Annotated in this window: 23 protein-coding genes; 14 read left to right on the forward strand and 9 right to left on the reverse strand. The window is 61.9% G+C overall.

Annotation, left to right across the window (positions count from 1 at the left end; translation table 11 throughout):
* The first annotated feature begins 26 nt into the window (after window positions 1–26).
* Window positions 27–941: a sugar nucleotide-binding protein gene (locus C6W91_RS09060; RefSeq protein ID WP_065271700.1), complete on the forward strand. Its 915-nt coding sequence runs from the start codon at window positions 27–29 to the stop codon at window positions 939–941.
* Here C6W91_RS09060 and C6W91_RS09065 read toward each other — a convergent pair.
* The 5 genes from C6W91_RS09065 to C6W91_RS09085 all read right to left on the reverse strand — a co-directional run bounded on the left by C6W91_RS09065 (window position 927) and on the right by C6W91_RS09085 (window position 5,470).
* Window positions 927–2,015 carry an endonuclease/exonuclease/phosphatase family protein gene (locus C6W91_RS09065; RefSeq protein ID WP_370570770.1) on the reverse strand — a complete coding sequence of 363 codons (1,089 nt, stop codon included), beginning with the start codon at window positions 2,013–2,015 and terminating at the stop codon, window positions 927–929. The two genes, C6W91_RS09060 and C6W91_RS09065, sit on opposite strands and share 15 nt — an antisense overlap.
* The gene (locus C6W91_RS09070; RefSeq protein ID WP_274840017.1) at window positions 2,012–2,845 is read right to left on the reverse strand and encodes a hypothetical protein; all 834 of its coding nucleotides are present in this window, start codon (window positions 2,843–2,845) and stop codon (window positions 2,012–2,014) included. Before C6W91_RS09070 ends, C6W91_RS09065 begins: the two co-directional genes overlap by 4 nt.
* A gap of 433 nt (window positions 2,846–3,278) precedes the next feature.
* Complete coding sequence (gene leuD / locus C6W91_RS09075) at window positions 3,279–3,884, reverse strand: 3-isopropylmalate dehydratase small subunit (RefSeq protein ID WP_065271697.1); 606 nt, start codon at window positions 3,882–3,884, stop codon at window positions 3,279–3,281.
* 12 nt (window positions 3,885–3,896) lie between these two features.
* Window positions 3,897–5,303 carry a 3-isopropylmalate dehydratase large subunit gene (leuC, locus tag C6W91_RS09080; protein WP_274840016.1) on the reverse strand — a complete coding sequence of 469 codons (1,407 nt, stop codon included), beginning with the start codon at window positions 5,301–5,303 and terminating at the stop codon, window positions 3,897–3,899.
* Between the two features lie 53 nt (window positions 5,304–5,356).
* Window positions 5,357–5,470 (reverse strand): isopropylmalate isomerase, encoded by a 114-nt coding sequence (locus C6W91_RS09085; protein ID WP_065271695.1) that lies wholly within the window; start codon window positions 5,468–5,470, stop codon window positions 5,357–5,359.
* A 123-nt stretch (window positions 5,471–5,593) separates the two neighbouring features.
* Between C6W91_RS09085 and C6W91_RS09090 the strand changes: the two genes are divergently transcribed.
* From C6W91_RS09090 to rlmH, 3 genes are all read left to right on the forward strand, one after another.
* Entirely contained in the window at window positions 5,594–6,958 is a 1,365-nt protein-coding gene (locus C6W91_RS09090) for a mechanosensitive ion channel family protein (RefSeq protein ID WP_082996041.1), read from the forward strand.
* A 178-nt stretch (window positions 6,959–7,136) separates the two neighbouring features.
* On the forward strand, window positions 7,137–7,496 hold the full coding sequence (gene rsfS / locus C6W91_RS09095) for a ribosome silencing factor (RefSeq protein WP_065271694.1): 360 nt from the start codon (window positions 7,137–7,139) through the stop codon (window positions 7,494–7,496).
* A gap of 107 nt (window positions 7,497–7,603) precedes the next feature.
* Window positions 7,604–8,074, forward strand: a complete 471-nt coding sequence (gene rlmH, locus C6W91_RS09100) for a 23S rRNA (pseudouridine(1915)-N(3))-methyltransferase RlmH (protein ID WP_065271693.1) — start codon at window positions 7,604–7,606, stop codon at window positions 8,072–8,074.
* 9 nt (window positions 8,075–8,083) lie between these two features.
* On the opposite strand, the gene C6W91_RS09105 is transcribed toward rlmH, so the two are convergent.
* The gene (locus tag C6W91_RS09105; RefSeq protein WP_065273609.1) at window positions 8,084–8,443 is read right to left on the reverse strand and encodes a hypothetical protein; all 360 of its coding nucleotides are present in this window, start codon (window positions 8,441–8,443) and stop codon (window positions 8,084–8,086) included.
* A 37-nt stretch (window positions 8,444–8,480) separates the two neighbouring features.
* The gene (locus C6W91_RS09110) at window positions 8,481–9,215 is read right to left on the reverse strand and encodes a DUF599 domain-containing protein (RefSeq protein ID WP_065271692.1); all 735 of its coding nucleotides are present in this window, start codon (window positions 9,213–9,215) and stop codon (window positions 8,481–8,483) included.
* Window positions 9,216–9,297: 82 nt separating this feature from the next.
* On the opposite strand from C6W91_RS09110, the gene C6W91_RS09115 reads away from it, so the two are divergent.
* From C6W91_RS09115 to C6W91_RS09140, 6 genes are all read left to right on the forward strand, one after another.
* A complete protein-coding gene (locus C6W91_RS09115) occupies window positions 9,298–10,746 on the forward strand; it encodes an FAD-linked oxidase C-terminal domain-containing protein (RefSeq protein WP_065271691.1) in 1,449 nt (482 codons plus the stop codon).
* 44 nt (window positions 10,747–10,790) lie between these two features.
* On the forward strand, window positions 10,791–11,912 hold the full coding sequence (locus C6W91_RS09120) for an FAD-binding protein (RefSeq protein ID WP_082996153.1): 1,122 nt from the start codon (window positions 10,791–10,793) through the stop codon (window positions 11,910–11,912).
* 3 nt (window positions 11,913–11,915) lie between these two features.
* A complete protein-coding gene (glcF, locus tag C6W91_RS09125) occupies window positions 11,916–13,250 on the forward strand; it encodes a glycolate oxidase subunit GlcF (RefSeq protein ID WP_065271690.1) in 1,335 nt (444 codons plus the stop codon).
* Window positions 13,251–13,381: 131 nt separating this feature from the next.
* The gene (locus tag C6W91_RS09130) at window positions 13,382–14,170 is read left to right on the forward strand and encodes a serine protease (protein WP_370570771.1); all 789 of its coding nucleotides are present in this window, start codon (window positions 13,382–13,384) and stop codon (window positions 14,168–14,170) included.
* Between the two features lie 169 nt (window positions 14,171–14,339).
* The gene (locus C6W91_RS09135) at window positions 14,340–14,804 is read left to right on the forward strand and encodes an Hsp20 family protein (protein WP_065271688.1); all 465 of its coding nucleotides are present in this window, start codon (window positions 14,340–14,342) and stop codon (window positions 14,802–14,804) included.
* A 190-nt stretch (window positions 14,805–14,994) separates the two neighbouring features.
* Window positions 14,995–15,630, forward strand: coding sequence for a TetR/AcrR family transcriptional regulator (locus tag C6W91_RS09140; RefSeq protein WP_065271687.1), 636 nt, complete (start codon window positions 14,995–14,997; stop codon window positions 15,628–15,630).
* A gap of 24 nt (window positions 15,631–15,654) precedes the next feature.
* Here the strand turns inward: C6W91_RS09140 and C6W91_RS09145 are convergent, their stop codons facing one another.
* Window positions 15,655–17,130, reverse strand: a complete 1,476-nt coding sequence (locus C6W91_RS09145; RefSeq protein WP_274840014.1) for an NAD-dependent succinate-semialdehyde dehydrogenase — start codon at window positions 17,128–17,130, stop codon at window positions 15,655–15,657.
* Window positions 17,131–17,341: 211 nt separating this feature from the next.
* Here C6W91_RS09145 and C6W91_RS09150 point away from each other — a divergent pair, with 211 nt between their 5' ends.
* Both C6W91_RS09150 and C6W91_RS09155 read left to right on the forward strand, forming a co-directional pair.
* Window positions 17,342–18,127: an alpha/beta hydrolase gene (locus tag C6W91_RS09150; RefSeq protein WP_065271685.1), complete on the forward strand. Its 786-nt coding sequence runs from the start codon at window positions 17,342–17,344 to the stop codon at window positions 18,125–18,127.
* 209 nt (window positions 18,128–18,336) lie between these two features.
* Window positions 18,337–19,545, forward strand: a complete 1,209-nt coding sequence (locus C6W91_RS09155) for an aminopeptidase P family protein (protein ID WP_065271684.1) — start codon at window positions 18,337–18,339, stop codon at window positions 19,543–19,545.
* 99 nt (window positions 19,546–19,644) lie between these two features.
* Here the strand turns inward: C6W91_RS09155 and C6W91_RS09160 are convergent, their stop codons facing one another.
* Window positions 19,645–21,702, reverse strand: a complete 2,058-nt coding sequence (locus C6W91_RS09160; RefSeq protein WP_065271683.1) for a bifunctional diguanylate cyclase/phosphodiesterase — start codon at window positions 21,700–21,702, stop codon at window positions 19,645–19,647.
* 316 nt (window positions 21,703–22,018) lie between these two features.
* On the opposite strand from C6W91_RS09160, the gene pssA reads away from it, so the two are divergent.
* Together pssA and C6W91_RS09170 are read left to right on the forward strand one after the other, a co-directional pair.
* Window positions 22,019–22,762: a CDP-diacylglycerol--serine O-phosphatidyltransferase gene (gene pssA / locus C6W91_RS09165; protein WP_065271682.1), complete on the forward strand. Its 744-nt coding sequence runs from the start codon at window positions 22,019–22,021 to the stop codon at window positions 22,760–22,762.
* Between the two features lie 31 nt (window positions 22,763–22,793).
* On the forward strand, window positions 22,794–23,417 hold the full coding sequence (locus C6W91_RS09170; protein ID WP_065271681.1) for a class I SAM-dependent methyltransferase: 624 nt from the start codon (window positions 22,794–22,796) through the stop codon (window positions 23,415–23,417).
* Window positions 23,418–23,660 lie beyond the last annotated feature (243 nt).

Below are 23,660 nucleotides of genomic sequence, written 5' to 3' on the forward strand. Positions count from 1 at the left end.
CCTGTCCACGATGGAAGGAACAGATCATGACACGGAAGGTTCTCATTCTCGGCGCCTCTGGCCGGTTCGGCCGTGCTTGCGCCCATGCCTTTGAACAGGCGGGGGCCGAGGTCACCCGCTTTGACCGCAAACGGGACAATCTGATGCAGTCGGCGCAGGGCAAGGATGTGATCGTTGCGGCCTGGAACCCGGCCTATCCCGACTGGGCGGCGCAGGTGCCGGATCTGCACGCAAAGATCATCGCGGCGGCCAAGGCCAGCGGCGCCACGGTGATTGTGCCGGGCAATGTCTATGTCTTTGGTGCCAGCACACCGTCGCCCTGGTCCGAACGCTCGCCCCATCGGGCCGAAAATCCCTTGGGCCGCATCCGCATCGCGATGGAGAATGCCTACCGGACTTCCGGCGTGCGGACCATCGTTCTGAGAGCAGGTGATTTTCTGGATACCGAACAGTCGGGCAATTGGTTTGACGCGGTGATGACGGCGAAACTCGCAAAGGGCCGGTTCGTCTATCCTGGTAACCCGGATCTGCAGCATGCCTGGGCCTTTCTGCCGGATCTGGCGCGGGCTGCCGTTGCACTGGCTGCGCGCGGGGATGAATTGCCGGTCTATCTGGATGTGCCGTTTCCGGGCTACACCCTCACGGGGCGAGAGTTGTTTGCGGCAGTGAATGAGAGCCTGAACAAACCGGTCGCGCTGAAAGGCATGTCGTGGTGGCCATTAAGGCTGGCGGCCCCGGTCTGGCCGTTGGGGCGCTGCCTGCTGGAGATGCGCTACCTCTGGAATACGGCGCACCGGCTGGACGGCAGCGTGTTGCGGAACCTCCTCCCAGATTTTCAGGAAACGCCACTGGCCGAGGCGATATCGCGAGCGCTGCCTGCCGCCTATGTGAAAAAGAGGCTTGATCAGGATCTTCGTTCCCGCCGCTTAGTCGGAGCCTGAAGGATCCGGTCTTGGCAGTTCAATATCAACCCAGACCAGCCGGTGACGGCTGGCGCGGGAGGCGCTGTCCGTGCCCGGGAGGGACCAGAGCACCCCTGCATCTGCCACCGGCAGATTGACCGAGGGGAGGATATAGTCGACCCGCATCTGCCCGGCGTTGTCCCACTCCACCGTGTTGCGGCCCGCCTCGGCACTGGTGGGGCGGGGGTCCTGAAGTCTGGGATCGTCCAATAGCTGGCGGATTGCGGCTTTGATGCCCGCGCCTTTGCCGGGGTCCAGATTGGCGCCGCCAGCGATCACGAACTGGCGCAGATCAGCAGGGTGGAACGGTTCGGGCAGGCGGCCATCCAGCAACAGTTGCCACAGGCGGATTTCGTCATGGTTGCGGCGGCCATTGCGGTCTTCCGGTCCATCAAACACCGGTGGTCCCGCCTGAAAAGTCAGCAAATCCAGCCGCGCTCCACCGGGCAGGCGTAGTGGAACCACCCAATGGGCGGTGGAGGATAGCCGCTGCACCGCCTGTGCCGTGGCCGACGGGAAGGGGCTGCCGTCCGCGTTTTGTGGCAGCAACGCACCGGGCAGGTCGCGCCACAGCATCGGCGAAAGGTCGAGAACCTCAGCCGTGTCGATGGGGATACGGGACAGGACGGCGATTCCGCCGCGGCCGGTGAAATCGCCATAGCCCTGGGAATCCCCCGGGCCACCCAGACGTCCATCACCATCCAGATCCAGCCCCGTGGGAAGGCCAGCATTCGGCGCGGCGGCAAACAGATAGGGGAAAGGATGCCCGGCGAGAGCCAGATGGCGCTCGAGCGCCCGAAGGGTCCGGTTGGAATAATCCCAGTCAATACCCTGCAAGGTCAGAACATCAGGCTTTGCCGCCAGGATGACGTCGATCACGGCGGCGATCTGCGGGTCCTCTCGGCGCTCGATATCGCGTAGCAGCAGGCCGGGACCCTTGCGGAACAGTTCGGTATTGAAGGTCGCGATCCGCACCGTATCAGCCTGTGCGGGCAGGAACAGAGACAGCAAAAGGAAGGCACCGGACAGAACAAGACCGGCGCGGTGTCTCATGCGGTTTGCAGAGTCTCGGGATCGGCATAGGCGGCGCGGCGGCGCTGGGCGATCAACTCGGCCACCCGCATCAGCGCCAGCCCGCGCATGATCATCGAGGCTGGGACAAAGGCCCAGGCGCTGACCGTCCAGACCAGAGTCTGCGGTGCGGCAAACACTGCGGGGTCGATGATTCCCGAGGCCAGTTTGATGGCCGCCGGAATGGCAAAGGGCAGCAGCGCGCCGATCACCATGTTGACGCGTCCGTCCCGTTGCAGACGGATCACCACATCGCCGCCCGTGGTGGGATCGAACAGTGGTAGGTTAACCCAGACGTTGAAGGCGCCGTTGCCCAGCGGCCAGTTCCCGATGCGGACCGCCAGTGCAAAGGTTACGATGCTGAGCGCCGCCACCAGATAGCTGATCCCGGCTGCCGAGCGAACCGCCAGAACCGTTGCGTCGGGCACATCGGCGGGCATCATCAGGGTGGTCAACTGCACCGGGGAGTAGGCAAAATCCATCCCGGCGCCCAGCCGCGCGGCCACTTCATGCACCAAAGCGGTCAGACCGGTCGGGTCCAGCGGATGGCGGGCGAGCAGGCTGAGCAGCCCGACCATGGCAAAAAGAGACAGGAACCGCATCCGGTTCAGCGGCGGTGCCTGACGGAATTCGACAAAGCTGGGAAAGCTGGAGAAATACTCGGCAAAGGTAAGGGTGCCACCCAGAAGCGCCATGAAGACGATAATCTCGGGGGATTCGGTGGCCGATACCGGCAGCAGCAAGGACGGCATCGCGATCAGCAATGCCACCAATACGCCGCGGGTTGCCGCGCCTATGATGCGTGCAAACACTACGATCTGTTCCCTTCAACCTGGACTGGCCGGTGCTTTGCCGTGCCTTTGTTCCAACTTGTGCCCCGGATCTGCGTCCGGGAGTCTGCCTCAATTCTGCCCTATTTCTGCACGCTGGCAGGAAACCACTCAAGGGTTCTGAAAGAGAATCCACCACCCGGGCGGGTGTTCGGGCCGGAACTGGTGCCGGAATACATCAATAGATGCCTTCTGTTTCAGCACCTTGTAGGCCGATATACCAGATTTAGGGGAAGCGGTTGGGGCAACCGCAAGCCGTCATGACGGGTCAGCCTGCGATTGCGCGGGCCGCGAGAATCTTAGGGAATATGTCTTAATTGTGGCGCGGTGCCGCAAATGGGGCTGTGTTGGAACAAAGAAAGCCGCCCGGAACGGGCGGCTTTCAAATGTGTCAGAATGGCAATGCCGGAAGGGATCAGACCCAGGGGCGTTCCTGGGCCATCTTGTTTTCGAAGGCCTCGATCGCTCCGGCTTTCTCCATGGTCAGCCCGATATCGTCGAGACCGTTCAGAAGGCAGTGCTTCTTGAAGGCATCGACGTCGAACTTGATCACTTCGCCGTCCGAAGTGGTGATTTCCTGAGCTTCCAGATCCACGGTCATGCGGGCATTGGCGCCCTTTTCCGCGTCCTTCATCAGGATATCGACCTGTTCCTGCGGCAGCACGATCGGCAGGATGCCGTTCTTGAAGCAGTTGTTGAAGAAGATGTCGGCAAAGGAGGTGGAGATCACACATTTGATGCCGAAATCCGCAATCGCCCAGGGCGCGTGTTCGCGGGAGGAGCCGCAGCCGAAGTTATCGCCCGCAACCAGGATCTCGGCGTTGCGGTATTGCGGCTTGTTCAGCACGAAATCGGGGATTTCGCTGCCGTCGCGGTTATAGCGCATCTCGTCGAACAGGTTCTTGCCGAACCCGGTCCGCTGGATCGATTTCAGGAACACCTTGGGGATGATCATGTCGGTGTCGATGTTGACCAGCGGCATGGGCGCGGCGATACCGGTGAGCTTTTCAAACTTTTCCATCGTGCTGGCTCCTTACATCAAATCACGGACATCGGTCAGATGACCGGTGATGGCAGCGGCGGCGGCCATGGCTGGGCTGACCAGATGGGTGCGGCCCTTGTAGCCCTGACGCCCCTCGAAGTTGCGGTTCGAGGTGGCGGCGCAGCGCTCGCCCTCGGACAGCTGGTCGGGGTTCATCGCCAGGCACATCGAGCAGCCCGCAAGGCGCCACTCGAAACCGGCCTCCTTGAAGATGTCTGCCAGGCCTTCTTCTTCGGCCTGAGCGCGGACCAGACCCGAGCCGGGCACGATCATGGCGCGCATGCCGTCCTTGATCTTCTTGCCTTTGACCACTTCGGCCACGGCCCGCAGATCCTCGATCCGGCCATTGGTGCAGGAGCCGATGAAGACGGTGTCGATCTCGATGTCGGTCAGTTTCTGACCGGGGGTGAGGCCCATGTACTCGATCGAGCGGCGGGCCGCTTCGATCTTGCCGCCTTCGAACTCTTCGGGGGCGGGCACGACGCCGGTGATCGGCAGCACGTCCTCGGGCGAGGTGCCCCAGGTCACGACGGGATGGATGTCTTCCCCTTTGAGCGTCACGACCTTGTCGAAATGCGCGCCTTCGTCGGTGTAGAGCGTCTTCCACCAGTCCATCGCGGCTTCCCACTGGGCGCCTTTCGGGGCGTGCGGGCGGCCTTTGACGTATTCAAAGGTGGTTTCATCCGGCGCGATCAGGCCAGCGCGGGCGCCGCCTTCGATGGCCATGTTGCAGACGGTCATGCGACCTTCCATCGACAGATCGCGGATCGCTTCGCCGCAATATTCGATGACATAACCGGTGCCGCCGGCGGTGCCGGTCTCGCCGATCACCGCAAGGGTGATGTCCTTGGCGGTGACGCCCGGTTTCAGCTTGCCGGTGATCTCCACCTTCATGTTCTTGGATTTCTTCTGGATCAGCGTCTGGGTGGCCAGAACGTGTTCGACCTCGGAGGTGCCGATACCATGCGCCAGCGCGCCGAATGCGCCGTGGGTCGCCGTGTGGCTGTCACCACAGACCACGGTCATGCCGGGCAGGGTCCAGCCTTGCTCGGGGCCGACGATGTGCACGATGCCCTGGCGGATGTCGCTGACCGGGTAATAGTGCACGCCAAATTCCTTGGCGTTCTTGTCGAGCGCCGCGACCTGGATGCGGCTTTCCTCGGTCATCTGCGCCGGGTCTTCGCGGCCCATCGTGGTGGGCACGTTGTGATCCGGCACGGCGATGGTTTTTTCCGGGGAATGCACGGTGCGGCCCGCCATGCGCAGCCCCTCAAAGGCCTGCGGGCTGGTTACTTCGTGAACCAGGTGGCGGTCGATATAAAGCAGGCAGGTGCCGTCCTCTGCTTCATGCGCAAGATGCGCATCCCAGATTTTGTCATAGAGTGTTTTGGGGGACATGGGTCCTCTCCCGTTCTGTATTGGAATAGCTGGCTTTGGGCTGGGCTGCAGCCTTATAGGCGCGCCAGGACCGTGCGGGCGGCGCCATAGAACCGTTCGCGCAGGCGTGCGCGGTCTTGCAGTTCGATTTTTTGGGCCAATACGAAGGTCATGCCTGTCAGATACATCCGCCCCGCCTGACAATCAAGGTTCGAGCAGTGCGGTTCGAAAGGGCGCCGCCCAATCCTGGCTGCGCGGTTTTCCTTGCAACCTCATTGCGGCCGACGCCATGCTGGGCGGTGGAGGTCCCCATGAATCAAGAGCAGTTGCCCGAGACATTGATCGAATTTCTGGTGTCGCTGTGGAACAAAGTCTGGATGCTGTCGGAGCAGTTCCTGACCCCGGGCTGGCGACAGTATCAGATGCTGATCGTTGGCGGGCTGGTGATTCTGGCTTATCTGCTGCGTCTTTTGACCAAAACACAGTGGGACAATTGGGGGCATCGCCGCACCGGCTGGCCAAAGTGGCGGCTGCGGGCGCTGATTCACATGATCCGGCGGCTGACGCTGATTTACTTCATTGTCTTGTCCTGGGCGGCTTACCTGCTGATGCAGAATGTGACCTGGCCGTCGCGCAGCTACCTGATCGGGATCGCAGCGACCCTGGCCACGGCCTGGCTGGTGATCGGGATCATCGCTCGGCTGGTGCGCAATCACACGCTGCGGCGGCTGTTCACATGGTCCCTGTGGATCTACGCGACGCTGGTGGCGCTGAACCTTGTCGATGACGTGGCAGAGTTTCTGGACAGCGTTGCGATCACATTTGGCGCCATGCACCTGTCGATGCTAGCGGTTCTGAAGGCGCTGATGCTTGCGGCGGTGCTGCTGACACTGGCACGTTTCGGCTCTAACGCGGCGGGCAAGGGGCTGAAGGGCAACAGCGATATCTCTCCTTCGATGCAGGTGCTGATCGGCAAGGCCATCCAGCTGGCCCTCTATGGGCTGGCAATCATTATCAGCATCCGCGCCATCGGCTTCGACCTGACCGGGCTGGCCGTCCTGTCCGGTGCGGTTGGTGTTGGCATCGGTTTCGGTCTGCAGAAGGTGGTGTCCAATCTTGTGTCGGGCATCATCATCCTGATGGATCGCTCGATCAAGCCGGGGGATGTGATCTCGCTCGGGGAGACCTTCGGCTGGATCAATGCGCTGGGTGCGCGCTATGTCTCTGTTGTGACGCGGGACGGGCGCGAATACCTGATCCCGAACGAGGATCTGATCACCTCGCAGGTGGTGAACTGGTCCCATTCTGACCGCTACGTGCGGCTCGATATCAATTTCGGTACCGGCTATGGCGATGATCCGCATCAGGTGCGCCGGGTGGCCATTGCCGCTGCGCGTTCGGTGAACCGGGTGCTGTCCACCCCCGGCAAGGCGCCGGTCTGTCACATCATCGGCTTTGGCGACAGCAGCGTCGATTATGTGCTGCGGTTCTGGATCAGCGATCCCACGGCGGGGCTGACCAATATCCGGGGCAATGTGTTTCTTGCCCTCTGGGACGCCTTTCAGGCTGAAGGCATATCGATTCCCTTCCCGCAGCGCGAAGTTCGGGTTTTGAATACTCCGCTGGAAATCTCAGAGCCGGTAGAAGAGCCCGCGCCAGAGGCGCCAAAGGGTTGAAAAAGAGTGCGCATATGCCATCGCGGCAATGCAGCGAAGCTTCATTGAAAAAAGGCCCCTGTCTTGCTACATTTAACGCAGCCCCGGCGCCGGGGGTGTTTCGGCGCGCAGCAAGGAGGACACTGTCCTGTCACCCGAACCCCAAGCGGCAGTTGCCGCTGTTAATGAGGCAGCCCCTATGCCTGCCAAGACTCGACCCACCAGCGAGGTGCTGCTGGAGCGGATCCTGACCTCTCTGGATGATGACAAGGCCGAAGATGTTGTGCAGATCGATCTGCGCGGCAAAACGGCCATTGGCGACTTCATGGTCATCGCGTCCGGTCGCTCAACCCGGCAGGTTGCGGCCATGGCCGAAAAGCTGACCGACCGGCTGAAGCAGGACTATGGCATCATCAGCAAGGTCGAGGGCAAGGACGCTGGCGACTGGGTGCTGATCGATACCGGCGACGTGATCGTCCATATCTTTCGCCCCGAAGTGCGCGAGTTCTATCAGCTGGAAAAGATGTGGGTGCCCGGCGCGGGCGCGACCGGCAGCTGATTTCGGAAACGGGGGCGGCTGCCCGCGACCTGCAAGGTCGGCGGCGCCCCAAAAGACCTACCTGTGATTTCCTTGGCTGAGATCGACAGGCGGGCGGGATCCCTCTTATGCGTGTACATATCTGTGCGGTCGGGCGGCTCCGCTCCGGCCCGGAAAAATCCCTGATCGATGACTATCTGACACGGTTCGACCGCACCGGCCGCGCCCTTGGCCTTGGCCCTGCGCGGGTGGTTGAGGTCGAGGACAAGAAGAACCTTGGCATGTCCGCCGAGGCGGATCTGCTGCGCAAGGCCTTGCCCAAGGGCGCGCTGATCTGCACCCTGGATGAACGGGGCAAGCTGCTGTCCTCGCCCGATTTTGCGGGCAAGATGGCAGACTGGCGCGACAGTGGGCGGCAGGATCTGGCGCTGATCATTGGCGGCGCCGATGGCATCGATTCCAGCCTGCGCGCAGAGGCGGATTTTTCGATCTCATTTGGCAAGATGGTCTGGCCGCATATGCTGGTCAGGGTGATGCTGGCCGAGCAGATCTACCGCGCCGCAACCATCCTGTCCGGCAGTCCTTACCACAGAACCTGATGGGGTTGGTCAGGGCAGGGTCAGGCGAAAGCTTTCGTCGCTCCAGCCATCCACGATGCAGCGCGCCTGAAGGCTGATATGCCGGGTGCCCTCCGGGATTGCGATGCCGCTCAGGCTGCGGGTGAAGGGCTGTTCGTTCACATGCGGATGCGCCAACACCCGCAGGCCCAGTTCGCGGCCATTCTCATCCAGCACGCGCCAGCCATCGGCATAGTGCTCCCATCCCGTATCGGCATGGGACAGCGTCACGCTGATCGTCCAGCTGCTGCCGTTCTGGTGGGCGGTTGCACCTTCGATTCGGGGCGCCTCGGCGAGGGCGGGAGAGGCCGCGCTCAGCGCGCAAAGCAGGGTGATCAGAGCAGGTTTCATGAAGTGCATCATAGTCCGGTCGCGGTGATGTGCGGAATCACGAAGATGTGTCGTCCGCATCCTGTCTCCGCGTCTCGGGCGGAATGCGCAACAGCACGCTGCGGGACTGCGATGCGAATTCGCGCCGGTAAAGCACTGCCAAAGTAATCAGCGTGGCCAGGATCAGCGGGATCGCCCCCGCCAGCCACGCAGCCGAGGCCAGCGCGAAATAGGTGCAGCGCATGCCTCGGTTGAAACTGCGCGCTGCGGTGATCGACAGATCCGCCGCCTGCGCCGCGCGGGGCAGGGCCAGTGGCTCAGCGGGATCATTGGGCACCGCCGCCATCAGTACCGAACAATAGCCGAACAACCGGTGCGCCCAGACATATTTCAAAAAGGCATTGGCCAGAAACAGCAGAACCGTCAGGATCTTGACCTCCCAGACAAAGGCGGGCGCGCTGTCCTGAATCAGATCCTCGGCAACGCCGGCCAGCTGTTCGGTATTGCCGATCAGCGCCAACCCGCCGCCCATTGCGATCATCGAGGCCGAGGCAAAGAACGTCGTGCCTTGCCGCAGGCCGCTGATCAGCTGCGCGTCGAACATGCGCGGCTGGCGGGTCACCATCTGCACCATCCAGTCGCGCCGGAAATCCGCCATCAGGTAGGACACCGAAGGCTTGCCAGCCGCCGGGTTCTCGATCCGCCAGCCGATCCAGATCCAGCCCGCGACAATCAGCGTTAGCGCGGCAAAATCCAGGGTCGAAAACAGGGCGATACGGTCAATCCAGATCATGCCGCCACCCTAGCCCAGCAACTGGTCCCTTGCCAGATGGCATGAATTGGTAATATAAGTTTACCAAAGAGGAGTGCCCGCCATGGAAATGCCAGCCCCGGATCCCAAAGTCCTGTCGCGCAAAGCCCACCTGGCCGCGCGTCTGGCAAAGGTTTTGCCCGCAGACGCCCTGATCACGGAGGAGGCTGAGACCCGAGCCTACGAATGTGATGCGCTGACGGCTTACAAATGTCCGCCGCTGCTGGCGGTGCTGCCGCGCAGCACGGCTGAAGTGTCCGAGGTCCTGCGTATCTGCCACGAAGAGGGCGTGCCCGTGGTGCCGCGCGGGTCGGGCACCTCGCTGGCCGGGGGCGCCCTGCCAACCGCGGATTGCGTGATCCTGGGCGTTGCACGGATGAATGACGTGCTGGAGACCGATTACGAGAACCGCATCATCCGGGTGCAGACCGGGCGCACCAACCTCTCCGTATCCGGCGCGGTGGAGGAGGAGGATTTCTTCTACGCGCCCGACCCGTCGAGCCAGCTGGCCTGCGCCATTGCCGGCAATATCGCGATGAACTCGGGCGGGGCGCATTGCCTGAAGTATGGCGTTACAACCAACAACCTGATGGGCGTTACCATGGTGATGATGGATGGCACCGTGGTCGAAATCGGCGGCGCGCATCTGGATGCGGGCGGCTTGGATCTGCTGGGTGTCATCTGCGGCAGCGAGGGGCAGCTTGGCGTCGTGACCGAGGCGACCCTGCGGATTCTGCACAAGCCCGAAGGCGCCCGTCCCGTGCTGATCGGCTATGACAGCAACGAAGTGGCAGGCGCCTGCGTCAGCGATATTATCAAGGCGGGCGTGCTGCCCGTTGCTATCGAGTTCATGGACCGTCCCTGCATTGAGGCCTGCGAGGCCTTTGCCAAGGCGGGCTACCCCATGTGCGAGGCGCTGCTGATCATCGAGGTCGAAGGCAGCGATGCCGAGATTGATGCGCAGCTGAAGGTGATCAAAGACATCGCCCAATCCCACAACCCGGTCGAGCTGCGCGAAGCCACTGATGCGGATGAGGCCGCGCGGATCTGGCTGGGCCGCAAATCCGCCTTTGGCGCCATGGGGCAGATCAACGACTACATGTGCCTTGATGGGACTATTCCGGTGTCCTCTTTGCCCTACGTGCTGCGTCGCATCGGCGAGATGAGCAAGGAATTCGGTCTGGCGGTGGCCAATGTGTTCCACGCCGGCGATGGCAACATGCACCCGCTGATCCTGTTCGACGCCAATAAACCCGGAGACCTTGAACTCTGCGAGGAATTCGGCGCCGAGGTACTGAAACTCTGCGTCGAAGTCGGCGGCTGCCTGACCGGCGAACATGGCGTCGGGATCGAAAAACGCGATCTGATGCTGCACCAGTACTCGGGCGATGATCTGGAGGCCCAGCTGAAGGTCAAGGATGTCTTCGATCCGCAGTGGCTGCTGAACCCGGCCAAGGTCTTCCCGCTGTCGGTAACCGAAAGCCGCCGCACTCCGGCGCTGGCGGCGGAATGATCCCCGCCTTCAATGATTCTCCAGAACGTTTGGAAAAGACCATGATGCGACCCGAAAGCGAGGCCGAACTGGCCGGGATGATCGCTGCGGCCAAGGGCCCCCTCAACATCCAGGGCGGCGGTACCCGTGGCATGGCGGTGGAAGGGGAGACCCTGAGCCTTTCTGCCCTCAGCGGGATTGAGCTTTATGAACCCGGCGCGCTGACCCTTGTGGCCAAGGCCGGAACCCCGGTTGCCGAGATCAAGGAATTGTTGGCGGCAGAGAACCAGCGCCTTGCCTTTGAACCGGCGGACTACCGCGCCCTTCTGGGCACCGACGGCACGCCAACAATCGGATCGCTCTTTGCTGCCAATATCTCGGGGCCGCGCCGCATTCAGTCGGGCGCGGCGCGGGATTTCCTGCTGGGCGTGCGTTTCGTCGATGGCACCGGCCAGATCGTCAAGAATGGCGGCCGGGTGATGAAGAACGTCACCGGCTATGATCTGGTGAAGCTGATGTCCGGCGCGCAAGGGACGCTGGGAGTGCTGAGCGAGGTGTCCTTCAAGGTGCTGCCGCGTGCGGCGCAGATGGCCACCGTTTCGGTCGGCGGTCTGGATCTGCCGGGCGCGGTGCGGGCGATGTCCGCGGCGCTTGGCTCGCCCTTTGATGTGACCGGGGCCGCATATGATCCCGACACGATGACCGCCCATATCCGCGTCGAAGGCTTCGAGGAATCGGTGGACTACCGCTGTGATGCGTTGGTGAAGCGGCTGGCTGAGCACGGCATTGCTCACCGCGCCGAGGCGGACGAGGATCTGTGGCGTAGCATCCGCGATGTGGCAGCGTTCCACGGCCACGATGGCGATGTCTGGCGGATCAGCGTGAAGCCCTCGGATGCGGTGGAGCTGGCGCCGCGCCTTGGCGCGACGGCTTTGCAACTCGACTGGGGCGGCGGGCTGATCTGGGCGCTGATGCCCGAGGGTAGCGACCTGCGCAAAAAGATGTCGGGCGCAGGCACCGGAATGGAGCCAGTTCCAGGCCATGCCACCTTGGTTCGCGCCAGTGCCGAAATCGCTGCGCGTCTTGGCCGGTTCGAACCGCAACCGGCGCCTCTTGCGGCCCTGTCCAAGGGGCTGCGCGACCAGTTCGATCCGCGCGGGATCCTGAACCCTGGCCTGATGGGATAAGACATGCAGACTGAATTTACCGAAGACCAACTGAAGGATCCCGGCATTCAGCGCTCGAACGAGATCCTGCGTTCCTGCGTGCATTGCGGATTTTGCACCGCGACCTGTCCGACCTATCAGGTTCTGGGGGATGAGCTCGACAGCCCGCGCGGGCGGATCTACCTGATCAAGGACATGCTGGAAAACAACCGCGTGCCGGATGAAAAGACGGTCAAGCATATCGACCGCTGCCTTTCCTGCCTGGCTTGCATGACCACCTGCCCGTCGGGCGTGCATTACATGCACCTGATTGACCACGCGCGCGCTTATATCGACAAGAATTACAAACGCCCCTTTACCGACCGGGCCCTGCGCTGGGTTCTGGCGCAGATTCTGCCCTATCCGGGCCGATTCCGCCTCGCGCTGTTCGGTGCGAAACTGGCGCGTCCCTTCAAAGGGCTGGTGCCCGATGCGCGGCTTCGGGCGATGCTGGACATGGCGCCAAAGGACATCCCGCCGGTCAGCCGCAACGATGATCCGCAAAGCTTCACCCCCGCAGAGCCGCGCAAGAAGCGCGTGGCGCTGATGACCGGCTGCGCGCAAAAGGCGCTCAATACCGATATCAACGATGCCACCATTCGCCTGCTGACCCGGCTGGGCTGCGAAGTGGTCGTGGCAAAGGGTGCGGGCTGCTGCGGGGCGCTGACCCATCACATGGGCCGTGAGGACGAAAGCCACGCCACCGCGGCCAAGAACATCCGCGCCTGGTGTGCCGAGATCGACGGACAGGGGCTGGATGCCATCGTCATCAACACCTCGGGATGTGGCACCACGGTGAAGGACTACGGCCATATGTTCCGCAATGATGCGCTGGCGGCGGATGCGGCGCGGGTATCGGAACGGGCGATGGATATTTCCGAGCTGCTGATGCAACTCGACCTGCCCGAAGGTGGCGACAAGGGGCTGACCGTTGCCTATCACGCGGCCTGCTCACTGCAGCACGGCCAGCAGATCAAGACGCATCCCAAGACGCTGCTGAAACGCGCCGGTTTCAAGGTTGTGGAGCCTGCCGACAGTCATCTGTGCTGCGGGTCGGCCGGGACCTACAACCTGATGCAGCCCGAGATCTCGGGGCAGTTGAAAGAGCGGAAGGTGAAAACGCTGGAGGCAAAGAACCCCGACCTGATCGCTGCTGGCAATATCGGCTGCATGATGCAGATTGGGTCAGGCACCAAGTTGCCCATCGTACATACGGTTGAGTTATTGGACTGGGCCACGGGTGGTCCGAAACCGCCGGCGATGACCGATGGGAACGGGCATGCCGCCACGGCTGAGGATCAGGTGCCGATCCTGCGCTGATCCCACAGTGGTAAATTTTTTGCGGGGCCGGGCTGTTTCAGCGCGGCCCTTGCCGTATTTTCGCCCCAACAGATACCTATCCTGAAAGCAGGGTGAGCAGGGAGACATGCGTGCGGCATTGGGTTTTCGGGATTTTGGCGGCGCTGCTGCCCGCGTTTGTGGCGGCTGGTGACAGCCGACTTCAGCGGCTCGACACCACGGATGCGGGCCGCGCCTGGGAGGCGGTTGGCCGTCTCGATGTCAATGGTGAAGGCTTCTGCACAGGCTCGCTCATCGCGCCGGATCTGGTCCTGACAGCAGCACATTGTCTGTTTGATGGGCGGACCGGTCAGCGGATCGCCCCAGAGACGATCGAGTTTCTGGCCGGCTGGCGCAATGGCCGCGCCTCGGCCTATCGCTCGGTGCGCCGGGCGGTGATCCACCCCGACTATGTCTATGATGGCGAGGTATCGACCGGGCGGGTGCGCAAGGATATCGCGCTGTTGCAGCTGCAGCGCCCCATCCGCAACACCACCGTTATCCCGTTCGAAACCGACCGGCGCCCGCGCAGGGGGAGCCGGATTGGCGTGGTGTCTTATGCGCATGATCGCTCCGAAGCGCCCTCGCTGCAGGAGGTCTGCGCCGTCACCGCACAGCAGCAGGGGGTTCTTGTGATGTCCTGCGATGTGGATTTCGGCTCCTCCGGAGCGCCGGTGTTTTCCTTTGACGGGAAAACACCACGCATCGTCTCGGTGGTCTCGGCCAAGGCAGAGGTGAACGGCCAGCGGGTGTCGCTTGGCGCGGCGCTGGGCGAGGGGCTGGATCTGTTGCAGGCGCAGCTGACCGGCACCCATATCGGCAGCCGCATGCCGCCCGGTGTGGGCCGGGTTCAGGTCGGCGATGGCCGCCGTACCAGCGGCGCCAAATTCATCCGTCAGTAGGCCTCAGACGGGGCATATTTCCGCGCCCTGCCAACCTCTTGAAACCCACGATGCAGTCCTTATCTCGATTGTGTCGGGTCGCCGCCAAGCGGGGCCCGATGGAAATGAACGCCCTGCCCCAGACGTGGGAGGGCAATGTACATATCGCTCAATGATGAGGATGACACATATGCGTACCTTTGATTTTGCACCGCTGCACCGTGCGACCGTGGGATTTGACCAGATCGCGGACCTGATGGACCGGGTTCTCAGCAACGATGTAAGCCAGCCCAGCTATCCCCCTTACAATATTGAAAAGACCGATGCCGACAGCTATCGCATTTCGATTGCGGTCGCCGGTTTCTCCGAAGCCGACCTCAGCGTCGAGGTGAAGGAGCACGCCCTGGTCGTGTCGGCCCGCAAGGCCGAAGCGGATGAGGACCGGACCTTCCTGCACCGCGGCATCGCCACCCGCGCGTTCGAGCGCCGTTTCACACTGGCCGACCATGTGCGCGTCACCGGCGCCAGCCATGCGGATGGCATGCTGCATATCGACCTGCAGCGCGAAGTGCCCGAGGCCCTGAAACCGCGCCGGATCGAGATCAGCTCTGCCACACCGCAGCGCGCCGAACTGGAAGCGCAGAAGGTCAACTGATCCTTCCCCGCACAGGGTTCTGCCTGCTTTGAAACTCCCCGAGGTCGCCGTCCTACCCGTGGCGGCCTTCCTTCCCCCGTGTCCGGATGCCGGGCGCGGGGGCTTTTGCGTTTGGCGCATCTCACGGTCGAAACTGACCGGATGGTAGGGACCGTCCTTTTCTGCTATCAGAAGCTGGAAAGGAGCCGCCATGCCCCCTGCCTCTCGCCCCGCTGACCGCCCTGCGTCACGATCCGCAAATCGTCCGGACGAATTCGTTCTGGCCGCAACGCAGCTTTTTGCGAACCGGGGCTATCACGGCGCCTCGATCGCCAATATCGCGGATGAGCTGGGGCTGACCAAACAGGCTCTCTTGCACCATTTCGGCAGCAAGGACGCGCTGTATGAGCGGGTGCTGGAAGGGGTAGCGGATCGCATGATGCTGATGCTGATGGAGGCGCAGAACCCCGATGCCGCGCCGGAGCAGCGGCTTGAGACGTTTTTCGAAACCTATCTGAGCGAGGGGCTGCTCAATCCTGTCGACAGCCGCCTGATCCTGCGGGAGCTGCTGGATGACCGACAGGAAGACCAGCCCGCTGAACGCTGGTTCCTGCGGCCCTTTTTGCAGGAACTGGTGGCCATGGTGCAGGATGCACCGGCCTGGCGCGCCGCGCCGCCCGCGGCCGCATTGGCAGCGGTTTGCGATCTGCTGGGGGCGATTAGCTATTTCGCCATGTCGCAACCGGTTCTGCCTCGCCTTCCGGGGCAGGCAGGGGCGGTCGAGGCTTTTCGTGCGCAGATACGAAAAAGGGTCCGCGACCTTGCCGGTCACGGACCCCAGTCCTGATGCTCTGATCCTTTGCGTGCCGGATCAGACCGACATGCAGATGTACTTCATCTCCAGATAATCTTCGATGCCGTGATGGCTGCCTTCGCGCCCGAGGCCCGACTGCTTGACGCCGCCAAAGGGCGCGACCTCGGTCGAGATGATCCCGGTGTTGACGCCGACGATGCCGTATTCCAGCGCCTCGGCCACTTTGTAGACCCGGCTCAGATCCTTGGCGTAGAAATAGGATGCGAGGCCAAAGATGGTGTCATTGGCCATGGCGATGACCTCGTCCTCGTCCTCGAATTTGAACAGCGGCGCCAGCGGGCCGAATGTTTCCTCGGTCGAGAACTGCATATCCGTGGTGGCGCCGGTCACGATGGTCGGCTGGAAGAAGGAGCCGCCCAGCTCGGACGGGGTGCCGCCCAGAATGATCTCGGCGCCCTTGGCCTGCGCGTCGGCCAGATGGGCCTCGACCTTTTCAACGGCCTTGTCGTTGATCAGCGGGCCGAACTGAACGCCGTCCTCAAGACCGTCGCCGACTTTCATCTTGGCAACCGCCTCTTTCAGCTTGGCGGCGAAAGCATCATAGACACCGGCCTGCACGTAGATCCGGTTGGCGCAGACGCAGGTTTGGCCGTTGTTGCGGAACTTGCACATGATCGCGCCTTCGACAGCAGCGTCGAGATCGGCATCGTCAAAGACGATGAAAGGCGCATTGCCACCCAGTTCCATCGAGCATTTCATCACCTGATCCGCCGCTTGGCGCAGCAGCAGACGGCCAACCGGGGTCGAGCCGGTGAAGGTCAGCTTGCGCACCGCCGGGTTCTCACAGAATTCCAGCCCGGTTTCTGGCGCGTCCGAGGTGGTGACCACGTTGAACACACCCGCCGGAATGCCTGCGCGTTCCGCTAGAACCGCCAGCGCGGTGGCCGACAGGGGCGTCAGCTCGGCCGGGCGGGCGACAAAGGCACAGCCTGCGGCCAGCGCCGGACCGGCCTTGCGGGTAATCATCGCGTTGGGAAAGTTCCACGGCGTGATCGAGGCGGCAACCCCGATGGGCTGTTTCAGAACGGTGATCCGCTTGTCCCGCTGATGGCCGGGAATGGTCTCTCCATAGATCCGCTTGGCCTCTTCAGCAAAGAACTCGATGAAAGATGCACCATAGGCAATCTCGCCCTTGGCTTCGGCTAGGGGTTTGCCCATTTCCGCGGTCAGGATGATGCCCAAGTCGTCCTGGTTTTCCATCATCAGGTCAAACCACTTGCGCAAGACATTCGCGCGTTCCTTGCCGGTCCATTTGGCCCAGTCTTTCTGTGCGGCTTCGGCCTGGGCGATGGCACCTGCAACCTGCGCGCGGCTGAGATCGGCAACTTCAGCCACCACATCGCCACGCGCGGGGTTGGTGACATCAAAGGTGCCCTTGTCTCCGTCAACAAACTGGCCGCCCACATAGGCGCGGGTTTCCAGCAGGGTCGGGTCCTTCAAAAGGGACTTCAGCTCGGTGTTCTTGGTCAGCATTGGTGTCTCCCCGGATTATTTGCAGGCATGCAAATCAGCTGGTCATTCATATGTCCAGAACCTTCGATGAGTCCAGAATTTGATCATAAATCTGCCGGACGCTGGTCATAGGCAAAGCAGAAGGGCCGGATGCCGCCGCTTCAGTTAGCTGTTTGACATTGTCCCGCGCAGCCCGTCACTTTGGCAAAAACAACAAACCGGGGAGACTGCCATGGAACTGGACGACGCCTATGCCAACGGAGCCTATATCGCGGGGGCCGATGATTATCCGCCGCGCTGGGATGCCTCGGCCGAGGATTTCCGCAACAGCCTGCACGAGCGCGCCCAGCTCGACATTCCATACGGTCCAGGCGATCGAAACAAGTTCGACCTCTTCCTGCCCGAAGGTACGCCCAAGGGTGTCTTCATCTTCGTGCACGGCGGCTACTGGCTGCGGTTCGACAAAAGCACTTGGTCGCATCTGGCGGTAGGTCCGCTGGCGCATGGCTGGGCCGTGGCAATGCCGTCCTACGACCTGTGCCCCGATGTCTCCATTGCCGATATCACCCGGCAGGTGGCCTCGGCGGTGGTACATATCGCCGAAGAAGTGGACGGCCCCATCGCCCTGGCCGGGCATTCTGCCGGGGGGCATCTGGTCGCCCGCATGCTGGACCGGGCGCTGCTGCCCGAGGATGTAGGCGCGCGCCTGAAAACAGTGATCCCAATTTCGCCGCTGTCGGATCTGCTGCCGCTGTTGCGAACCTCAATGAACAAGCAATTCAAGATGGATGCCGAGGCCGCCAAGGCCGAAAGCCCGGTGGAGATGCAGGACCGCTATGACGTACCGGTCACCGTCTGGGTCGGCGCCGAGGAACGCCCGGCCTTTCTGGATCAGGCGCAATGGCTGACCGATGCCTGGGCGACGGATCACGTCATCGCCTTTGGCAAGCATCATTTCAATGTCATCGACCCATTGGCGGATCCCGACAGCGACTTGGTGGCGCTGATCGTCAATTAGGTAGCCCTGCCGATCTGCGCCGCACCAAGGCACGACCCGGGCAGGGCGGCGCAGAAAACACTTGCCAGCGCTGCGATTCCGCAGCATGTCTGGGATCAGGGCCGGGCGATGGCGTCGCCGCGTGAGGGAGTTCTCACGGGACCCTGACTTAGACACACAATCTGTCCTGTACGCCGGGACCTTTCTTGTAAGCAAAGGAAGGATCCAGCATGACTGCACGTCCTGACATGTACCGTTTTCACAATGGCGAAAAGGCGCCGTTGCAATTCCCCGTGGCCGAGTATGAGGCGCGCATTGCGGGCCTGCGCAAGATCATGGAGCAGGCAGGCGTCACCGCCGCCGTCTTCACGTCGATGCATAATATCTCGTATTATTCGGGGTTTACCTACTGCGCCTTTGGCCGTCCCTACGGTCTTGTGGTGACCGCCGATGCCGCCGTCACCATCAGCGCAGGCATCGACGCGGGCCAGCCCTGGCGCCGCTCTTTCTGCGATAACATCACCTATACCGACTGGCAGCGCGACAATTTCTGGCGTGCGATCCTGTCGGTTTCTGGCCCCTGCGCAACGGTGGGCTACGAGAGCGATCACCTGACCCTGCTGCAAAAGGGCAAGCTCGAAGCCTTTCTGCAACCGGCTGAGATGGTGGATCTTTACGAGCCGACCATGCGCCAGCGCATGCATAAATCCGCTGCCGAGATCGAGATGATCCGCGCCGGTGCCGCAGTGGCCGATGTGGGCGGCTATGCCATCCGCGATGCGATCCGCGAAGGGGTGCGGGAGATCGACGTGGCCATGGCGGGACGCGATGCGATGGAGCTGGAGATCGCCAAACGCTTTCCCGATGCCGAATACCGCGACACCTGGGTCTGGTTCCAGTCGGGCATCAACACTGATGGCGCCCATAACCCGGTGACTGCGCGCAAGCTGCAGCGCGGCGATATCCTGTCGCTGAACACCTTTCCGATGATCTCGGGCTATTACACCGCGCTGGAGCGGACCCTGTTCGTCGGAGAGGTCGATCCCGACAGCCTGAAAGTCTGGGAGGCCAATGTCGCCGCCCATGAATACGGCATCTCGCTGCTGAAATCCGGCGCCAGTTGCGCCGAAATCACCCATAAGATCAACGCCTTCTTCGAAGAACGCGATCTCCTGCAATACCGCACCTTTGGCTACGGGCACTCCTTTGGCGTCCTGTCCCACTACTACGGGCGCGAGGCCGGGCTGGAGCTGCGCGAGGATATCGACACGGTGCTGGAGCCGGGAATGGTCATTTCGATGGAGCCCATGCTGACCATCGCGGAAGACAACCCCGGCGCGGGCGGCTACCGCGAACATGACATCCTGGTGATCACCGAGGATGGCAACGAGAACATCACCGGCTACCCCTACGGGCCGGAGTTCAACGTGGTCGGGTAACGGGGGCCGAAAGGCTCAAGAGTCGGGGGGTGACATCCGGACACCCCCCGTACACAGGCTGTGCAGCCTCTGTTCGGCAGGCAGGCCGCAGTCCAGGGGTTATGCGGCGTTTTTCTCGCCGTCCACTGCCGCATTGCAGGCAATCCGGCGCATGTCGTCCCGGGTCATTGGCTGACCGAAGTAAAAGCCCTGAACCGAGGTGCAGCTTTCTGCGCGCAGGAAGCTGAGTTCGTCTTCGACCTCGACCCCTTCGGCAAGAACCGGAATGTCGAGGGCAGCCCCGAGCAGCAGCGTGGAGCGCACGATGGCGGCACGCTGTGCGTCTTTATGCACGTCCTGAACGAAACTGCGGTCGATCTTGATCTTGTCGAATGGGAAGGTCTGCAACATCGACAGCGACGAATACCCGGTGCCGAAATCATCCATGGCGATGCGAATACTCAGCTCTTTCAGCTTGTGCATCACCTTCAGCGTATGCGCCTGATCGTCGATGATGCTGGCTTCGGTGATTTCCAGTTCAAGGCGCTGCGGGTCGAGGCCGGTCTCGAACAGGTTGTCCATCACGTCTTCGACAAACGAGGGCTGCACCAGCTGTTGCGGCGCCACGTTGACGGCAATGCTGTAGGGGTGATCCCATTGCGCCGCCTCGCGGCAGGCCTCCCGCAGCACCCAGGCGCCGATATCGCGAACCAGACCGGTTTCTTCGGCCACCGGGATGAATTCATCCGGGGACACCCGACCACGCGTCGGATGGTTCCAGCGCAAGAGCACTTCGAACCCCACCGGCGCCAGCGTTTCCAATGTGTTCTGGAGTTGATACACCAGTTCGAATTCATTGTTCTGCAGCGCCAGACGCAGGTCATGCACCAGCTGCGTCTTGTCCCGGCTACGGCGGTCCATTTCCTCGTCGAATTGGCAGATCGGCGTGTCTGCTTCTGACTTGGCCCGATACATCGCCACATCCGATTTATGCAGCAACTGGTTCGGATCACGCCCGTCTTCCAGCGTCGATGCAATCCCGATCGACGCCCCGACCCGCAACGAGACTTCCTCCAGGTCGATGGGCTCTACTATGGCGGCATGTAGACGCTCTGCAAAGCTCTGCACCTCTTCGATGCGGCGGAACCCCAGTTTGATGGCGACAAATTCGTCACCGCCAACCCGCGCGATGTATTCGCCTTCACTCTTTTGCTCATTCAAGCTCTGCGAAACCCGGCGCAATACTGCATCTCCTATCGCATGGCCATGCAGATCGTTCACCTCCTTGAACAGATTGAGGTCGATCGTCAGCACCGCCGCCTTTGCTGTCTCATTTTCAGTCAGCTGCGTCTGCAGGGCATCCAGTTTGCGGGTCAGCCACATCCGGTTGGGCATGCCGGTCAGCGGATCATGCAGGGCCGCGTGGGTGAGTTGGGAACGGGATTCCCCTTCGAGATTGACCTCAATACTCGCAGAAGCGATGGCAATCAGCAGAATGATCCCTGTCACTCCGAAGATCAGCATGGCCATGGCGGTATCCGAAATTGTCTCGGTCGGCACCTCAATTGAGGAATCCAGCCGGATCTCGATGGCGCTCATCCCGGTGAAATGCATAAGACAGATCGCCAGGACCATGGCCCCCGCTGGCCATAGCCGCCCGGCCACCCCGCCCAGGCGTTGGACAATCAAACCATAGCTGAGTGCGCCAAAACCCGCGCCCAGAAGGACAGAGGCCACCAGATGCGGAAGGCTCCAGACAATCGTTCCGGGGAGCAAATAGGCGTTCATGCCAGTGTAATGCATCGCCGTCACGGTCAGCCCGAACACCGCCCCCGCTGCACAGGCCGCAATCCGGCTGCGGGCATAGGCCAGCCCGGTGTTTGCAGCCAGTGAACCGATGACGCCGACCAGAAGCGATACGCCAGTCAGCACCGGTTCATACCCATGCGCATAGCCCGGGTCATAGGACAGCATCGCGATAAAGTGGGTCGACCAGATCGTGGCCCCGGTGATCAAACCGGCAAGGGGCAGCTGAACCAGGCGGCGCATGCCCGTCCACTGGGTCAAACGGGTGGACATATGTGTGGAGAGGACCGAACCGATGACGCAAATAAAAGCAGCCACGGCAACCAGGCCATAAATATGCTCCTGGGTGATACAGTCCAACAGACGATACATGAACCAAGTCCTCGGGTCGTATATGAGATTCAGTCTCTTGTCCCGTTGAACGGTTAACAAAACAACCGTGATTCAGCTCGCCCCAGAGATAACATGAGTATCATTGTAATATTTAAAAAGTGATCATCCGCCATCCTGCCTTGGCGGGCTATGGTGGAAACGGCTCTCCGACCCCTCCCATTGCACGCTCCCTCGCAATCGGGCATAGGAGGGGGAACCCTCCTGTATTGTGCAGGCTGGGGCGGGCAGGGGGGCTATGCAGTCCTGTGCCGCCCCAAGGATCCCTAACCGAGCCTTATAGACTGACCTCCGCCCCATGGACGATCTGCCCAAGAAGACCAAGAATGAATTCGCTCTGATCCAGCTTCTCCCCAACATCATGACGGTGGGGGCGATCTGTGCGGGGTTGTCGGCGATCCGGTTCGGGGTGCAGGGCAATTACGTGCTGGCGGTGCAGCTGATCCTGCTGGCGGCGCTGCTGGATGGTCTTGACGGGCGGTTGGCGCGGGCCCTGGGCAGCGACAGCAAGATGGGAGCCGAGCTGGATTCGCTCGCGGATTTCCTGAACTTCGGCGTCGCGGCGCCGCTGGTGATCTATTTCTGGGCCTTGCAGGACATGCGCAGCGCCGGGTGGATTTCGGTGCTGGTGTTCTCGGTCTGTTGCGTGGTGCGGCTGGCGCGGTTCAACGTGGCAGCGAAATCGGATGAGCCGGTCGTGGGCGAACGCCTTGGCTACTTCACCGGCATCCCTTCGCCTGCCGGGGCACTACTGGCGATGCTGCCGATGTTCGTCTCCTTCTCCTTCTCCGGCGGGCTGGTCGTTCCGGATCTGCTGATCTGCTTTCACATGGTTGTCATAGGTTTCCTTATGATCAGTCGCATCCCGACCTGGTCGCCCAAGGCGGTGAAGATCAGCCGGGAGAATGTGAAATACTTCCTGGTGGGCTGTGCCTTTGCCGGGGCGGCGGTTCTGACCTATGCTTGGACGACGCTGGTTGTGTTGTGCCTTGTTTACGTGGTTTTGGTGGTCTGGGGGCTGATCCGAAAGGTACCGGATTGAGCGGGTAACAAGAAAACGGGGAGGCACGGGATTGGAACTGAAGGCGGTTCAATCATCCTACGCGCGCTGGGCGCCAATTTATGACAGGACATTCGGGGCGGTTACCAATGCCGGGCGGCGCCGGGTCGTGAACTATATCACCCGGCGTGGCGGCAGCGTGCTGGAGGTTGGCGTTGGCACCGGGCTGTCGCTGCCACATTACGGCGCGGATCTGCGCGTCACCGGTATCGATTTCAGCACCGAAATGCTGGCCAAGGCAGAAACCCGCGTGGCCGAGATGGATCTGGCCAATGTCGCGGGGCTGCGGCAGATGGATGCGCGTGATCTGGATTTTCCCGATGCCTCCTTTGACACGGTGGCGGCAATGCATGTGCTGTCGGTGGTGCCCGAGCCGCAAAAGGTGATGGCGGAAATCGCCCGGGTGCTGAAACCCGGCGGCGAGGTGGTGATCAGCAACCATTTCAAAAGCACCCAGGGCGTTCTGGCCTCGCTTGAGAAGATATCGGCCCCCTTTGCCAATGTGCTGGGCTGGCATTCCGATTTCGAGATCGGGACCATCCTTGGCGAAGAGACGCTCAGCCTCAAGGAGCAGGAAAGTCTGCCCCCCTTTGGGATGATGACCTTTCTGGTGCTGAAGAAAGCCCGCCAAAACTAAGCCCGTGCCCGAACTGCCCGCTTCGGATGGGCGGCGGGCGCCCCCGCACCCTTGTGCGGTCGGCGGGATTGGCATCGCGGCAAAAACGCTTATGTTCGAAGGGGTAAGCCAGCGCCTTGGCCGGGCTCTGCCGCAGGGCAGCGCCGCAGGCTTGGGCCGCGTTGGGGCTGGGGGCGGTGATGTTAGGCTTTTTTCGGCTGTTTTTCTTTCTGATGATTGGGCTCACGGTGGTTTACGGCGCCG

Origin of the sequence: Phaeobacter sp. SYSU ZJ3003 (genome assembly GCF_041300735.1) — a bacterium.
Lineage (GTDB): Bacteria > Pseudomonadota > Alphaproteobacteria > Rhodobacterales > Rhodobacteraceae > Phycobacter > Phycobacter gallaeciensis_A.